At 22.8% G+C, this 17208-nt stretch carries 16 protein-coding genes; 3 read left to right on the forward strand and 13 right to left on the reverse strand.

The genetic code is table 11. The annotated features are described in order from the left end of the window. Window positions 1-97: 97 nt before the first annotated feature. The 5 genes from JRV97_RS08205 to JRV97_RS08225 form a co-directional block, all read right to left on the reverse strand. Entirely contained in the window at window positions 98-781 is a 684-nt protein-coding gene (locus JRV97_RS08205; protein ID WP_280997923.1) for an ATP-binding cassette domain-containing protein, read from the reverse strand. A gap of 205 nt (window positions 782-986) precedes the next feature. Next, window positions 987-2582: an ATP-binding cassette domain-containing protein gene (locus JRV97_RS08210; protein WP_280997924.1), complete on the reverse strand. Its 1596-nt coding sequence runs from the start codon at window positions 2580-2582 to the stop codon at window positions 987-989. 9 nt (window positions 2583-2591) lie between these two features. Then, window positions 2592-4157 carry an ATP-binding cassette domain-containing protein gene (locus tag JRV97_RS08215; RefSeq protein ID WP_280997925.1) on the reverse strand — a complete coding sequence of 522 codons (1566 nt, stop codon included), beginning with the start codon at window positions 4155-4157 and terminating at the stop codon, window positions 2592-2594. Window positions 4158-4159: 2 nt separating this feature from the next. Beyond that, window positions 4160-5434: a radical SAM/SPASM domain-containing protein gene (locus JRV97_RS08220; protein ID WP_280997926.1), complete on the reverse strand. Its 1275-nt coding sequence runs from the start codon at window positions 5432-5434 to the stop codon at window positions 4160-4162. A gap of 361 nt (window positions 5435-5795) precedes the next feature. Beyond that, window positions 5796-5927 (reverse strand): hypothetical protein, encoded by a 132-nt coding sequence (locus JRV97_RS08225; RefSeq protein ID WP_280997927.1) that lies wholly within the window; start codon window positions 5925-5927, stop codon window positions 5796-5798. Between the two features lie 280 nt (window positions 5928-6207). On the opposite strand from JRV97_RS08225, the gene JRV97_RS08230 reads away from it, so the two are divergent. Next, window positions 6208-7632 (forward strand): hypothetical protein, encoded by a 1425-nt coding sequence (locus JRV97_RS08230; protein ID WP_280997928.1) that lies wholly within the window; start codon window positions 6208-6210, stop codon window positions 7630-7632. A gap of 219 nt (window positions 7633-7851) precedes the next feature. On the opposite strand, the gene JRV97_RS08235 is transcribed toward JRV97_RS08230, so the two are convergent. From JRV97_RS08235 to JRV97_RS08255, 5 genes are all read right to left on the reverse strand, one after another. Then, the gene (locus tag JRV97_RS08235) at window positions 7852-8658 is read right to left on the reverse strand and encodes an ABC transporter permease (protein WP_280997929.1); all 807 of its coding nucleotides are present in this window, start codon (window positions 8656-8658) and stop codon (window positions 7852-7854) included. Then, window positions 8652-9416, reverse strand: a complete 765-nt coding sequence (locus JRV97_RS08240) for an ABC transporter permease (protein ID WP_280997930.1) — start codon at window positions 9414-9416, stop codon at window positions 8652-8654. The genes JRV97_RS08235 and JRV97_RS08240 overlap by 7 nt, the downstream gene beginning before the upstream one ends. Then, window positions 9413-10141, reverse strand: coding sequence for an ABC transporter ATP-binding protein (locus JRV97_RS08245; RefSeq protein WP_280997931.1), 729 nt, complete (start codon window positions 10139-10141; stop codon window positions 9413-9415). Before JRV97_RS08245 ends, JRV97_RS08240 begins: the two co-directional genes overlap by 4 nt. Further along, on the reverse strand, window positions 10138-11430 hold the full coding sequence (locus JRV97_RS08250; protein ID WP_280997932.1) for a radical SAM/SPASM domain-containing protein: 1293 nt from the start codon (window positions 11428-11430) through the stop codon (window positions 10138-10140). The genes JRV97_RS08245 and JRV97_RS08250 overlap by 4 nt, the downstream gene beginning before the upstream one ends. A 522-nt stretch (window positions 11431-11952) precedes the next feature. After that, window positions 11953-12084: a hypothetical protein gene (locus tag JRV97_RS08255; protein ID WP_280997933.1), complete on the reverse strand. Its 132-nt coding sequence runs from the start codon at window positions 12082-12084 to the stop codon at window positions 11953-11955. Between the two features lie 280 nt (window positions 12085-12364). On the opposite strand from JRV97_RS08255, the gene JRV97_RS08260 reads away from it, so the two are divergent. Then, entirely contained in the window at window positions 12365-13795 is a 1431-nt protein-coding gene (locus JRV97_RS08260; RefSeq protein WP_280997935.1) for a hypothetical protein, read from the forward strand. 118 nt (window positions 13796-13913) lie between these two features. On the opposite strand, the gene JRV97_RS08265 is transcribed toward JRV97_RS08260, so the two are convergent. Beyond that, window positions 13914-14072: a hypothetical protein gene (locus JRV97_RS08265; protein ID WP_280997937.1), complete on the reverse strand. Its 159-nt coding sequence runs from the start codon at window positions 14070-14072 to the stop codon at window positions 13914-13916. 118 nt (window positions 14073-14190) lie between these two features. Continuing rightward, window positions 14191-15795: an IS1634 family transposase gene (locus JRV97_RS08270; protein ID WP_280997939.1), complete on the reverse strand. Its 1605-nt coding sequence runs from the start codon at window positions 15793-15795 to the stop codon at window positions 14191-14193. 306 nt (window positions 15796-16101) lie between these two features. Between JRV97_RS08270 and JRV97_RS08275 the strand changes: the two genes are divergently transcribed. Beyond that, window positions 16102-16338, forward strand: a complete 237-nt coding sequence (locus tag JRV97_RS08275) for an acyl carrier protein (protein ID WP_280997941.1) — start codon at window positions 16102-16104, stop codon at window positions 16336-16338. Window positions 16339-16458: 120 nt separating this feature from the next. Here the strand turns inward: JRV97_RS08275 and JRV97_RS08280 are convergent, their stop codons facing one another. Further along, on the reverse strand, window positions 16459-17208 hold the full coding sequence (locus JRV97_RS08280; RefSeq protein WP_280997943.1) for a hypothetical protein: 750 nt from the start codon (window positions 17206-17208) through the stop codon (window positions 16459-16461).

Genomic DNA, 17208 nt, shown 5'->3' on the forward strand with positions numbered 1-17208 from the left:
TTTGTTGAATATCATTTTTTATTTTATCTAATTCTGCTTTAACAACTACTTTTTCTACTCCTTCTATTTTTTCTATCTTTTCCTTTATTTCTTTTTTTCAATTTTTTACTGTAAATTTCAATATTTTCATTATTTTCCCCTCCCTAAAATCTTTTATTTTTCCATCTATTATTATTTTTTTAGTATCTGCCAATTCATTTAATTCATTTCTCATATTTGTAACCAATAATATTATCTTCTTTTCTTTTTTTAAACTCCTTATATGATCCCAGGCCGTTTTTTGAGATTCTGGATCGAATCCTATTGTGGGTTCATCAAATAAATGAAATAGAGCATCTTTATATATTATGGATTTTAAAAATTCTATTTTCTTTTTTGTTCCACCTGAAAGATGTGTTATCTTCTTTTTCATATCTTCATTTTTTATCCCATAACTTTCTGCTAAAGAGATAATATCTTTTTTTCTATATGGACTTTTTACAATTTTTGAATAAAATAATAAAAAGTCTATTGTTTTAAATCCAGAAGGCACTATGTTTTCCTGAAAAACTGCACATATATCTTTTTTAACTTTATTATTTTTATGTATATCTTTCCCATTTAGAAATATATTTCCATTATCTGGCTTCATTATTCCACTCAATATCTTCAATAATGTACTTTTACCACTTGCGTTATGCCCAAATAAACTGAAAATTTCTCCTTCTTTAATTTCAAAAGTTATATTATTTAATATTATTTGCTTTTTTAAACTTTTCTGCAATTGTTCTACTTTGAGCATTATTACTTACCTCCAGTAATATATCTATTAAATCAGTATTTTCATATTTAATCAATTCTAAATTTTTTATCCATACTTTTATTATTATTAAAAATTTGAATAGCATCAATAAATAATGTTGTAATTATCCTTCTTACCCAATTTATATCTTTTATATATTTCTCAAGTAAAAAGAATTCAAATTATAATTGAAAACTTATTATAATTAAAAACTCGAAAATTGCTCAATATCTATAATTTTTCCAATTTTGCTTATATCTTTATCATGGGTTGATATTATTACAATTTTATCTTTTAAAAACTTATTTATACCATAAAGTATTTTTTGTTTTGTTTTTTTATCTACTCCATTTAAAGGCTCATCAAGTAATATTATCTTTCTTTCTTTAGCTGTTAACGCTCTTGCAAGTAGAATTCTTGATTTTTGTCCTCCAGATATATTATTTCCATTTTTTTCCAATTTATAATCAAGATGAATATCTTTTAAGCTAAAAAAATCAAGCATTTCTCTTATTATTTCTTTATTTATATTTCTTCCCAGAGATATGTTTTCATATACACTTTCATTAAATATATAATCATTTTGTGTCATATAAGATATTTTATTAATTATATTTTTAACCTCTAAATTATTATCGTTGTTTATTTTTATTTTGCCTTTTCCTATTTCTTTTCTTCCACTTAAAATATCTAATAAAGTTGTTTTCCCCGTTCCACTTTTTCCTTTTATTATTATAATTTCATTTTTATATGCAGAAAATGAAAGATTTTCAATTAAATTAGTTCCATTATATCCATAGGATAAATTTTCAACTAAAATATTGTTTATTTCTTCTTCGGATATTTTAGATAAATTTTTTTTATTATTTTCAATATATTCTAATAAAATATTTTTGTTTGAAAGAGCTCTTGATATATCTGAGGTTATTATTGATAATTGCTGAGCAACAATAAATATTGTTCCTGAATAATTTAATATCATCTGAAATGTTCCTATTGTAATTGTTTTAGAAATTAATTGATATATAGATATTATCAATATCATTGAAAAAGATATTGTTCTTATATATTCTGGTATCATATTAATATATATATGATTAATTGAATATGCTTTTTTATTTTTTTCTGTAAATTCATCAAATTCTTTATTTTGTTTTTCAAAAAAATATTTGATTTTATTATATAAATATAAGTCCACACGTGTCTTTAATAGATTTTCAACTTTTGCTTTTAAATCTCTTTTTGTATTTTGAACTTTCTGAAATCCTTCTGAATTTTTTTTAAAAGCTATCTTAAAATGAAAAAATATACTTACGAGATAAAAGACTATTATTGCTGTATACAATATATTTATTTTGAACATTATATATCCTGAAATAAGTATATATAATGTGTATAATGATGTTATAACTATCCTCGGATTCATTATGGATAAAAATATTTCTATGTCATCAAATATTAATGTTTGAATATATCCTATACCTTTTTCAGATATTTTTTCACTTTTATTATTAATTATATTTTTTAATAATTTTTTTCTTAATTCTTTTTCTGAAGAAGCTTCTGTATATGTTGATAATATTCCGCTTATTAATTCAGTAATTTCTGATGCGATATATATTAAAAATAGGGAGATAATCATTTGAATTTTTACATCTTTATTATTAATTGTATAATCAATTATCTTTTTTATTTGTAATGGTATTCCAATTTGAAATATCATTGATAATATTCCAAATATTATAGCTAAAAAGAATATAATCAAGTTTTTGTATCCAACATTTTTTAATAATTTCCACATATTATCACCTTATAAGTTTATGACTTTATCAGCCATTTTATCAAGAATATTTTCATGACTTATTACTATACACATCTTTTTTTCTTTTATTTCTTCTATTAATTTTATTATTAAATTTCTATTGAATTCATCTAAATTTGTAAATGGTTCATCAAATATTACTATTTGTGAATTATCAATTATGGTTCTTCCTAATAATATTCTTTTTAATTGCCCTCCTGAAATATTTTCTCCATTAAAATCAATTATATAATCAATATTTTCTTTAAATTTATTTAAGGCTATTTTTTCGAGCGTTCTAATTATTTGCTCCATTTCATAATTTCTTCCAAAATCAATATTTTCTCTTATAGAGTCATATATAACAGAACTATCTTGCATTAATACTTTTATGTTATTTTTTACATAATTAATATTCTCTTTTTTTATATTTATACCATTTAAATTTATTTCACCAGATTGTGGTTCTGTAATTCCCAATATCAATTTTATCAATGTACTTTTTCCTCTACCACTTTCTCCTTTTATTACATATAATCCTTTACCGGATAATTTTAGATTTAAATTTTCAAATATTATTTTTTTATCATTATATTGGAATTTAATATTTTTTAATTCTATTTGAGGACTTTCTGTTGTTTCTAATACATTTTCAACATTTTCAGTTAATTCTATTTCTTTTAATTTATCTATTTCTTTTAATTTATTTCTACTAACCTTTATTTTTTTATATTCATTTATTAGAAATTTAAAAACCTCTATTGGATCTACAACGTTTTCTTTCAGTTCAAATATCATGAAATATGTTCCTAACGTTATTAATCCATTTTTTATATCCATTAATAGCATATAAATTATCATTAAATTAAAAAAAATCACAATTAAAGAATTTATTTGATTCAAAAGGGTATATTTTATATAATATTTCATATGTTCTTTTATATTTTCATTTTCATATCGTTCTTTTATTTTATAAAATTTATCAAATACATTATATTGAGAAATTGATTTATATCCAGAAATAAAATCCATTTGATTATCTACAAGTGTTTTATATTTTTCATTAACTTTATCGTATTTTATCTTACGGTGTAATCGTAAATTTAAAGCTATTAATATTATATAAATTAAGGATAATGTAAAATACTTAATCCCTGCTATATATCCTATGAGTGCAAGTGATATTATGCTTATTATCAATCTTCCATAAAACATAGCAAAAAATATTTGGTTTGGTTCAACATCATTATATGTATCATCAAATATCATATTTAGCAATGTACCATTATCAAAAAGTTTTTTCTTGTCATGTAAGGATTTAAATAAATAGAATTTTATTTTTTCCTTATAAAATATAGGCCATATATGTCTATTTGCGACTCCAAAATATAATAATAAAGTTAATTCAATAATAATTATTATAGTATATAAATATGCTCCATATAACGACATTTTAGGAGCTTGTGTAATCATGTCTATTGTCCATTTAAGCAACAGGGGTAATAATACAGCTTTTACAACTCTTAGTAATATTTCAAATAAAAACAATAATTTATTTTTTAACTTTATATCCATTTTTACACCTCTAATTCTACATTTATAGCTTCTTTAAGATAATATTTTTCTGGAATACAAAAATCATTTTTCTCTTTTATTTTTCTTGCATAGGCACAACCACCAAAACAAATAGGAAGTAAGTTGCATTTTCTACACTCTTCAAATTCAAAAACATCTCTATTTCTGCTATATAATTTATTATATAATTTTTTATTTGTTATTATTAAATTACCTTTTGGATCAAGATATCCCATATTATTTTCATTGTTAAGTGGATCTATTCCTGTACATATTGTAATTTTACCATCTGGGGTAAATGTAAAAGTATTTGGTAATCCAGCACTGCAACTATATAATGGATTTTTAAAAAAGCTAGAAATTTCAAAACCTTTTTCTTTCGCTTTTTTTAACAAATTATATACATATTTATCGTTATTTGCATTTTTTTCTTGTTCTGGATTATTAAATATTCCTACAATAGAAAGAAAATAATTTATATTTTTGAATTTGTACAAATCATCAAAATCTTTTTCTGTAAAATCTTCATTAATATTTAATCTATAAACGACGTTAATGTTTTTAATCTTTAAATTATCCAACTTTTTTAAATTTTTTATTATAATTTCATATGAACCATTGCCTGATTTAAAAGGTCTCATTTTATTATGTCGCTTTTTTGAACCATCCTGTGTTATTTGAATATTAATGTGTTCAGAAATTTCTGATAGTTTTATATAAAATTTTTCATCAAAAATCGAACCATTTGTTACTATATTCGCAATTAATTTTATATTTTTATTATTTATTATGTTATATACAGATTCTGAAATTTTAAAAATTTTATCCTTTAATAACATAGGTTCCCCACCGAAAAACGTTAAGACAACCGACTTAATGTTTGAATTTATTTTGTTTTTTATAAAATTAATTATAGCATTTTCATAAATATCCGATATATGAATTCTTTGATGATTTTGATAGCAATATGAACAATTAAAATTACAATAATGTGTTAGAAATATTTTGATTATCAAATTTTCATTAATAAATGATTCATAATATTTCCTTAATAAATCTAGTTCGTCTATATCATCCTCTATTAAAAATTTATTTTCTATTAATACATTATAAAATTCTTGATTAAAATTTTTTAGAGAATCATTAGGAGAAGACAATATTTTCATTAGTTTTTTTTCATGATAATTATCAAATATAACAAGGGATTGATATAATGTATTAAATAAAATTATTTTATTATCTATTTTTTTATATATTGTATATTTAGATTTTCTCATAAGATCACCTCTAAAAAACTAAATATTAATTTTAATTGGTTTTAACTATGTAGTCTGTTCTATATCATTCTAACTATCATGGAGGGAGTACTCCCTCCTATTAAAAATTTTATTTGCCATTGCAATTACAATTTGTATTTGTACATCCATCATTATTAGTGAAAATACTTGATAATTTTGATTTAGGCTTCTTTATTACTTTTACACCTTGCATTTTATACCTCCTTTCGATTATATTATCTTCTAGTACTAGATAATAACAGCCGGCTGAAAAATTTTAATTTTAGTTTATAAACCACATTGTATTACAAAAAATCATATGTTATAATGTTAATAAAACAATTGAGCATAAAGATGTTTTTTATTCAGAAACTTCAGTTTGAATTTGAGGATTAGTTGAATGAGTAGTTGAATTACTTTTATCATCACCACCATATACCATTGTTGAAGATAATATTATGATTGCCATTATTAATATAATTATTTTTTTCATTTTTTCACCCCCCTCATTTATCTTAGCATTTCTCATATGACTGTCAAGTGTTTCCTTTGTGGCCTGAAATTAGCTTTTTATAAACATTTTAAACCGCAATATCATTTTTAATAAATGGTAATATTTTAGACATATAACTTCAACTTCTGAAATTCTTTATTTTGGATATTTATATATTTTTAAGTAATTGTTCTGTAACAAAATGTAACTTAACCTTAATTAAATATCATTCTTTAAGTTTTTGTTTTGATATTTATAATTTTTATTTAAGAGGTGTTTTATGAAACATTATTCCTTAAATAAATTAATTGATATTATAGAATATGGAGCTTTTTCTAAACCTATTGTGAATTATATTTTAACTAATACTGAGGATGAAGATTTGGTTTATTATCTTTTATGCTTAAAATCCATTTGGAAAAACAAACACAGAGAAGCTTTTAAATATGCCGATCTCGTTACTACTACTACTACTACTACAATTTTAAATGAACTTGCTACTCTTGAAAAAATTAGTATTTTATTTAATAATAATAAAATTAAAAAAGCTAATATTGAATTAAGAAAGATTAAAAATAATATTCAATCTCTTAATAAAAAAGCAAGAAAAATTATTATTCCTGCTTTGAGATTTATGGAAATAAGATTTTCAAATTTAATTGATGAAAATCTTGTTAGATATTGGAGTGCAGAGTATGAAAGTAGTTATGCACAGAAATCATTATTAAAGTATTCTGAAGCCAGAAAATATTTAAATAATAAAGATTTTCATAAAGCTTTTGATTTATTTATTGAAGGGTTTAATTTTGCAAAAAGGTTTCCTCATCCCACAATGATATGTTCTGGATTGAATAATGCAGCATGGTGGATAAGAAATATTGATAAAAATAAATCTTTATATACTGCGATTTTATTGGAGTATAATATTGGTTATTATTTTGAAGACTTATTTAAAATTTATAATTGGTTTGATACTATTTTTGATGTTTATTCAATTAATAATTATATTGGTTTATATGAAATTTCAAGAATTGTGAATGAATTAAAAAATAATATAAATGTTGATAATAAATTTAATAAAGATTTTTATAATAGTTCAAATAAAAAACATATTAGTTTTTTATTTAAGAATAATATTAACCAAATTATGACTATATTTGATTTCAATTTTCCAATAGTATTTTTATCAACATATTCAGCATTAATAGAAAAACCATATTTTACAAAGAGTCGGATTTTGAAAGTGATTTTTGAAGGAGATAAAGATAAAATCATTAAATACTTCTCAAATAATTATGAGAAGATGTATTTTTTTAACTTAATGCTATCTGAATTTAAGGTTAAAGAAATCGAGAAAAGGATAATGAATCCTAATGATTTCGAAAAGATAAAACCTGATGTATCTCCATTTTTCATATCAAGAAAAAAACTCATCTTTAATCTTTTAAAAAATGCGAAAAAATTCAAGGAGTTTATTCTTAACTATTTCGAACTCAATGAAGAAGAAATGAGAACTTTTGATATGTTTTTAAGAAATTGTGTTCGTTATGATATAAAATGGCCAATTACACCTTATCCTAAAGGGAAAGTTCGTGATTTTGCAATTAAATATGGTCTTGGTCAAAAACGTGTTGCTTTAGGACATTATTCTTTTGAAGACAATGAAAGACTTTTTCTTGATTCTATTATTGAGAAGTTTTTATAATGGAATTAGTGGATACTATATAAATAAATATTTAAGAACTGAAGAAGTTGGAATAGAATAGGCCATAAAAAATTTTGTGTAAATAGAAAAAATAAAAACCCTCTTCTTTGTATAGTAGAATGCCAAGAAGGGGGTTTTCGATCTATTATTGGTATGTTATTTCTGAAATTATCAGGTTTTATATATTTTGTTTTATTTACTATACATAATTATCATTTTTTAAAACCCATGAATTCCTTGTTTTCTGGATTTTGTTTCTAATAATTTAAATGAAATTATTCCTGTTATCAAATAAAATAAAGATAAAATTAATAATATTATATATTCTGTTTTTATATCTATAATAGTATTTGTATTCATTAATAAGTAACGCATTATATCTAATCCCCAGCTAAATGGAAATAAATATGATATCCACCTCAAAAATGCTGGTAAAACCGTTATTGGAAAAAACATACCTCCTATTAAAGGAGCGGCATTTCCCATTAAACTAACCAATTCATCCCCATCCTTAAATAATAAAGTTATTCCAAAAAAGAAAAAAACATATCCAAATGATGCTAACATAGAAATTATAAATACAGCTATTGCACCTAAAAAATTAATAATATTAATTGTTGTTATATTTGATATTATTGCTAATATTATTATTGGTATTGATTCTATGGTTACTTTTAATATTCCCAATACAGACCATCCAAATATATAACCCAAAGGATTTATTGGCATCAAAAAAATTTCCTCCAATTGCCCTATTTTCATATGATGCCTTAATGTAAATATCACTCCCCACAATACTTCTATATAATTCCAATATGCTGCACCAATTAAAACATATCCGAATATATTTTTGGTATTGGTATTTCCATAAAAGAATTGCGTTAATCCGCTTTTTTCTCCGAAAAAATATAATAAAAAAACAGGTATTATTGTTAATAATGGTGTAAAAAATGCCCCATACCAATCTATTCTATATTTTTTTGCTGTTAAAAAATTTGCTTTTGCAAGATACAAACTATTTACCATGATTCCCACTCACCTTTTTCACGTGTATATCTTTCTACTTTGTTTAACATTAATATTCCTATAATTAAATATATTAAACTTATTATAGTTAGAACTATTAGAAGAAATATATCCTCTTTACCTATAATACCTTTCTTTATTATATTTCTTCCTAAAGATATTAAATAAGTTAATGGAATTATATAGGATATCATTTTAATATATATGGGGTAATACTCTATAGAACTTGTCATGCCTGATAGTAAACCCACAAAATATTGTACTGCATAGTTCATACTTCCTATCTTTTTTTTCCATAATGCCAGTGCGGCAAAGAATATTGAAAAAAAGGTTATGTATATACCGCTCATCAATAATAGAATAAATATCCATATACTCATTTTTATGGTTATTCCAGATATTGCAAAGAATATTAATGTAAATATGGTTAAATAAATATTTGTGAGAAAAGTATCAATACTTTTTGAAAATAAAAATTTCAACAAGGAGATAGGAGATATTATTATAGAAGTTAATGTACCTTCAGCTCTTTCTTCGCCAAACCCATCTCCTACTCCCCAAAAATATTGATTTAACCAATACCATAATAATGTTCCTATTAATATACTTTCAGAAAAGTCAATTTTTCCAAATAATTTAGATGTAAATATATATGGCCCTATCATAAAAAACGGTGTTAATGCCATATTTATCCATATGAACTTATATTTTTTTCTTATGAGCCAATCTTTTTTTACTAAAGTTAATAATTCTTTCATGCCAATTCCTCACTTTTCACTATATCTTTAAAATATTCATAGATATTGTCATTTTCTTCTTTTATATTACCGAACTTTGTTTTTAATCTAAACACTCCTTCTTTTAGTAAATATATATTCGTATTTTTAGAAAAGCCATGAAGAATATGACTAATCATAAATATAGTTAAACCATCACTATTTAATTCGTTTAAATATTCTATCATTTCATATGTTGCTTCTGGATCAAGACCATTTAATATTTCGTCTAAGAATAATATTTTAGGTTCATGAATTAGTGCTTTACATAGCATTAGTTTTTTTCTCATTCCCGTTGAGAAATTTTCAACTGGAGTATCTTTAAATTGATAAAGATTAAATTTATTAAGTAAAAATTCAATTCGTTCTTTTTTTATCTTCTTTTTCACTCCATAAATGCCACCAAAAATATCTAAATTTTCGTAAGCTGTTAATTTCCAATATAAGCTCCTTTCATTGGTAAGAACCACACCTATTTCTTTTGCTAATTTTTTCCATTCTTTTTTTACATCTCGATTAAGTACTTTTATACTTCCTTCATCTGGTAATAATAAACCTATTGCAATTTTTAATAATGTGCTTTTTCCACTTCCGTTTTTACCTATAATTACTGTAAAATCACCCTTATTAATGGAAAAGTTTATATCCTTCAAAACTTCTAAATTTTTAAAATTTTTCTTTAAATTTTTTCCTTCTATTATCTTCATAATATCACCTGATTTTTATATTTATAATATAGTTCTAAAATTTCTTCATATACTGTATCATGAAAGGCTTTCCAACAATCTTTTTTTGTTTTGTTTACATAAACATTATATCTGCATCCACCGTTGCAAATTGGTAAATATTTACAATCTTCACATATTTTATCTGCGATATGGTTTTCTAACATTTGTGAATATTTTTGTAAAAATCTTTCTGGATTATTAATAAATTCATTATATGAGCAAATTTTAAATTCTTCTATACCTATACCAGATATACAATTATATAGATCACCATTAGGAGCTATTATAATATCACTTTCTTTATTATATGTACATGGCCAAACATTTAAGAAGTCTACTACATTTAATCCATTTGTTAAAATATTTTTTAGTGTTTCAATATATATTTTACCATATACTTTTAAAGGAGGAATATTTTTTAATGTATAAAATGAAAATCCATCTGGATGACTTAATAATCCTATATTAAAAATAAATCTTTCTTTTAAAGTTTCAATACCAAATATTTCTATTAATTTTTTTATCATTTCCATATGTGTTTTAGAAAAATTAGCATTGTCTATCACACTATGCAAAACAATAATTGTTGATGTTTCTCTTAATATATTTTTTATAGTATTAATAATATAATTCCATGTGTTGTTATATTTTTCCGACTTTCTTCTTGAATTATGAATTTCTTCAGGACCATCTAAAGTTATTTGAACAAATTTAATTTTATTCAATACTTCAAACATATCTTTTGAATAAGAAACTCCGTTTGATATTAAGTTAAAATTTTTTATAGGTAAATTTAAATATTCTGATTTTTCAACCATAGATTTAATATATTGTGGATATAGGGAAGGTTCTCCACCAAAAAAAGTTACTACTATATTTTTACTCTTAAATAATTCATAAAGTAAATTCCATAACTCAATTCTTTTTTCTAAGTTTTGTGGTTTTTGATATCCTCTCTTATATGTATTTTGCTGCATGCAATAACTACATTGTAGATTACAATTTAACGTAACAACATCGGTAATTGATAAAGTATTATTAGTATATTTTATTTTATTCATAATATATTTATATAAAAATTTTTCATTGAAATCTTTTTTTACCAGTATTCCTTCATCAATTAAAAAATCTATATTAGAATGATTTTTTTCAATATTTTTAATTACATCTGAATTAATTTCTACATAATTTCTGATCAACAAATTATAGTAAATTTCAATATTTTTCTTACGCTTATGAATTAAATATTTTGAAAATTTATATTCCATTTCTTCCTCCTAGTTTTTAAGTTTATTTTTTTAATAAAATAAAAATATTATAATCTAGTATTCTACAATTTTAAAAAGTCCAGAGATTACTATCCTAATGCATATGATATAATTATAAATAAATCTAAAGATGAAAATAAATATTATTTAATTTAATTCTGATTTTATATTGTTTATATGAAAAACCTTTTTTTATTAAAAATTTTTTAATAATAAATATTTAGAATATTTTTTAAGAAAACTCTTTATTGTATATATATAAGAAAGTCGGCCGACTTTTTATCATTATTGAGTTAAATCAGCACATCTTTGACTTCTATTAGTACATCCACCTAACGGCATTTTTCCGGATATAATTCTTTTTAGAATATTCATTTTTGCCCTCCTTTCGGTTATATTATCTTCTAGTACTAGATAATAACAGCCGGCTGAAAAATTTTAATTTTAGTTTATAAACCACATTGTATTACAAAAGTGTCATATGTTATAATATTAATAAACAATCGAGTATAGAGCTATTTTTCATTCAAGAATTTCAATTTGAACTTGAGGATTAGTTGAATGAGTAGTTGAATTACTTTTATCATCACCACCATATACCATTGTTGAAGATAATATTATGATTGCCATTATTAATATAATTATTTTTTTCATTTTTTCACCCCCCTCATTTATCTTAGCATTTCTCATATGACTGTCAAGTGTTTCTTTTGTAGCCTGAAATTAGCTTTTTATAAACATTTTAAACCGCAATATCATTTTTAATAAATGGTAATATTTTAGACATATAACTTCAACTTCTGAAATTCTTTATTTTGGATATTTATATATTTTTAAGTAATTGTTCTGTAACAAAATGTAACTTAACCTTAATTAAATATCATTCTTTAAGTTTTTGTTTTGATATTTATAATTTTTATTTAAGAGGTGTTTTATGAAACATTATTCCTTAAATAAATTAATTGATATTATAGAATATGGAGCTTTTTCTAAACCTATTGTGAATTATATTTTAACTAATACTGAGGATGAAGATTTGGTTTATTATCTTTTATGCTTAAAATCCATTTGGAAAAACAAACACAGAGAAGCTTTTAAATATGCCGATCTCGTTACTACTACTACTACTACTACAATTTTAAATGAACTTGCTACTCTTGAAAAAATTAGTATTTTATTTAATAATAATAAAATTAAAAAAGCTAATATTGAATTAAGAAAGATTAAAAATAATATTCAATCTCTTAATAAAAAAGCAAGAAAAATTATTATTCCTGCTTTGAGATTTATGGAAATAAGATTTTCAAATTTAATTGATGAAAATCTTGTTAGATATTGGAGTGCAGAGTATGAAAGTAGTTATGCACAGAAATCATTATTAAAGTATTCTGAAGCCAGAAAATATTTAAATAATAAAGATTTTCATAAAGCTTTTGATTTATTTATTGAAGGGTTTAATTTTGCAAAAAGGTTTCCTCATCCCACAATGATATGTTCTGGATTGAATAATGCAGCATGGTGGATAAGAAATATTGATAAAAATAAATCTTTATATACTGCGATTTTATTGGAGTATAATATTGGTTATTATTTTGAAGACTTATTTAAAATTTATAATTGGTTTGATACTATTTTTGATGTTTATTCAATTAATAATTATATTGGTTTATATGAAATTTCAAGAATTGTGAATGAATTAAAAAATAATATAAATGTTGATAATAAATTTAATAAAGATTTTTATAATAGTTCAAATAAAAAACATATTAGTTTTTTATTTAAGAATAATATTAACCAAATTATGACTATATTTGATTTCAATTTTCCAATAGTATTTTTATCAACATATTCATCATTAATAGAAAAACCATATTTTACAAAGAGTCGGATTTTGAAAGTGATTTTTGAAGGAGATAAATATAAAATCATTAAATATTTCTCAAGTAATTATGAGAAGATGTACTTTTTTAATTTAATGCTCTCAAATTTTCAAGAAGAAAATTTGATAAATAATATTAATAATAAGAACTATGACTTTCTAAATTCTACCGGAAGTAGTCTATTTTATATCGCGAGAAAAAATTTAATTTTAAAGTTATTAAAGAATATAAGAAATAAAAAAGAATTTATTGTTCATTATTTTAATTTATCTGATAGCGAAAAAAATATTTTTGATATATTTTTAAGAAATTGTGTTCGTTACGATATTAAATGGCCTATTATTCCAAAAGTTGATGGTGATTTGAAATCTTTCGCTTTAAAATATAATATTACTCAAAAACGTGTTGTTTTAGGATATTATTCTTTTGAAGATAATGAAAGACTTTTTCTTGATTCTATTATTGGGAAGTTTTTGAAAATATAAATTTTATTAAGTTTCCTAAAATTTTTTGTGTAAATATTAATGGTCAAACTATTTTAGTAGATGGAGGATTGTCAAAATTCACATTATAATCAAAAAGAGAAGCATTTTGCTTCTCTTTTTATGTATATATTTCTTCGGGAAGGCCAGTGAATTTTATTTTTCCATTTTCTATAATGATAATTCTATCTGCCAAAGCAAGAGCATCGTTTCTATCATGTGTAACTAAAATAGTAGTTATATTAGCTCTTCTTAATATTTCTTTTCCTGACTTTGACACAGCTTTTATGATTTAACCTCTCAAAAAGAGAAATAATAAGAAAAATAGCAATTGTTAACTTTTTGTAAAAAGAGAAATTAGCCACACACCTCCCTCTTTTTGGCTATTCATGCGTGTTTTAGAAGTATTTTTCTTTAAACTCATCTAAATCCATCATTTTTTTAGGTTTTTCTATTTCTAGTATTTTTAATATTGATTTTTGAAAGTCATTTAAATTGGCTCTTAATGCAAATAATTTATCTTTTAATCTCACTTCTGAGTATTCCATATTTTTAATAGCGTTTCTAATTTTTTCATGTGAGTATTCAATGTTATTTTTTTCTAGTTCTAATTCTAACGTTCTTTGCATTATATAGGATATGAAACTCATTACTATATGACCTTTTATTCTTTTAGGAGTCCAATGAAATATAGGTCTTGTTTCTAGATAATTTTTTAATGTTCTAAATGTTTCTTCTACTTTCCATAATGTATGATATTGTTCTAATATTTGTTTTGGATTTAATTTTGTATTTGTCATTATTCCATAATATCCATCATATTTTTCATCATTTTGTATTTTTTCATTATCTAATATATAATTCTGTTTATTTTCTTCTTTTAAATATTTTTTAGCTCCTCTTTTATTCATCGAATCTATATTATTATTTTCAAGCATTTTCTTTGCTTTTTCAATTAATCTAAGTCTATCTGCTCTATCTTTTTTAGCTTTTTCTTCTGAGTATATTATGAGTAATCTATTATTATCGTATTGAACTTCTCTATATTTTATTCCTTTTGCTATTTCTATGAATTCTCCATCAAATATATTTACTTTTTTTAATTGTTTAATTGATTTACCAACTATAAATTCATAATTAGAATTTTCTACTACTTCTATATTTTTTTTACTCATCATTCCTCTATCTGATACTACTATTACTTTCCCTAATTGATATTCTTTTTTCATTGTTTCAACTGCATCTTTAAATGTATGTCCTTCAAATGTATTACCTGGATATATATCAAAACTCACAGGCATTTTATCTTGATCTATTGACATACCTAATACTATTTGTGATTCATTAAATTTCTTATCTTTTGAATATCCCATTTGTAATAACTCATTTGTTTGTTGTGTTTCAAATGCTAATGTTGTTACATCGTAAAATACTAAATCTACTGTTGTATTAAACAAATTTATTCTTTGATTATACATATGTTTTTCTATACCTTCTTTATTTTCTGCTAATACATCTAATGTTCTATACAACCAATGCAACATAACTTCATCTTTTTCCAATTCTTTTCCTTCACTAACTTCTACAGAACTATATCCTAAATATTCTAAATTATTAAATATTCCTAATTTACTCTTCGGTTCTAGTATCCTGTTCATCACCATTATTTTTAATATTTCTTCTACATCATATTTTATATTTCTTTCTAACCTTTCAAAATATCTTTTCATCTCATATCTTTCAAATATCTTATTTACTATTAATCGTATTCCGTAATTCTTTTTATCTGGAGCATCTTTAATTTCATTAGTATTAATATAATTTTTTAAACCAAATATTTGAATTAATTTATTTACAATATTCTCTGCTTCCTCTTCACTAAATGCATCAACTCTACCTAAATTAGCAATAGTTCTTTGTTTAATCTTTCCGTTTTTACGATAACTTTCAACAATTCTTAAATATTCAACCCCTTTATTATTTTTAACAGTTCTCAAAAACATTAAAAAACCTCCTTGATTTCATAATGCTATTACCATTATACCACAAAAATCATTATAAAATCAAGTATATAACAACAATATTAAAATTATTTGTGTCACTACAAAAATTTTTCAACCCCCATTTTTTACCATTTTTATCGTCGAAAAACCGCATTCTACCGTTTCATTTCCTCTAAAATCACAAAATTACTGTCAAACTCGGGAGAAGGATTTGTTTTTACTGGTGGAGCTGTTTCAAAAATTAATAAAATTCAAAAAGTTGAGGATATCATAAAAGAATTATTCGAAAGTTAAGGAGGAGATAAAATGGGTAAAAAAGAGTTATTTGAAAAAGTAAAAGAAATTATGGCTGAAAGTTTAAGTATTGAAGAAGAGAAAATTACAGAAAATGCAAGTTTAACAGACGATTTAGAATTAGACTCATTAGAATTAGTTGATTTAACAATGGATTTTGAAAATGAATTAGGAATTTCTATTGATGATTCAGAATTAGAAAAAATAAAAACAGTTAGAGATATTGTAGAAATATTAGCAAGTAAATAACCTACACCGACCCTCTTTTTGGAATAAAGAAGAGCGCAAATGCGTTCTTCTTTTATTTACAAATAATTTGTTTCAAAAAATTTTCTAAATATTCAATAAATGCATTTAAATAGTAGCTAATTAATAAATCCCAATAGTTCCATTTTTTCTAGAGAAATTAATGCAAATATCAAAAAATATTAGACCGATTATAAAATATATTATGGAGTTAATTATAAAATAAGATAAATTAATATTGTTTAATGCATTTGCCGTTATATCTTTTAATAATTTTACTCCAGGATTTATAGGTAAAAACCATATATATGGTTCATTTATTTTGGCAAAAGCTAAAGGATAAAGTATAAATTGAAAAATTCCTACAAAGGATGTGATCTTTTTAAAAACAATCGCAAGACCTCCCATTACTAATCCTATACCATAAGCCTGTAATAATGCCAAAAATAATACAATTAAATGCATAATAGAAAGATTAATGGAGATACTAAAAGTAATCATGGACAAAAACATAATAATGAAAATAAGTATTACTTGAAATAAAATATTTATTAGGTTACTTATCATTAATGATATTGAAAATGGTAAATAGCTTAAAAATAACTGTTCAAGGACACCTATTTTTGCATATGTTGTAATATCTCCAGATACACCACCAATACCTGATAATATTATCATAACAAAAATATACCCAAATAAAAATGAAGCATTATTTTCTCTAAAATATTCACCCACATTTCCTCCAATATTTGAAAGGCCTCCATATAATCCTGCAAAAATAAGATATAAAAAAAGAATTGAAAAAATACTATTAAATTTATATCTTTTCATATTTGATATTCTAAGTTCTAATTCTGCTAAAAAAATACCCAT

Origin of the sequence: Marinitoga aeolica (genome assembly GCF_029910535.1) — a bacterium.
Lineage (GTDB): Bacteria > Thermotogota > Thermotogae > Petrotogales > Petrotogaceae > Marinitoga > Marinitoga aeolica.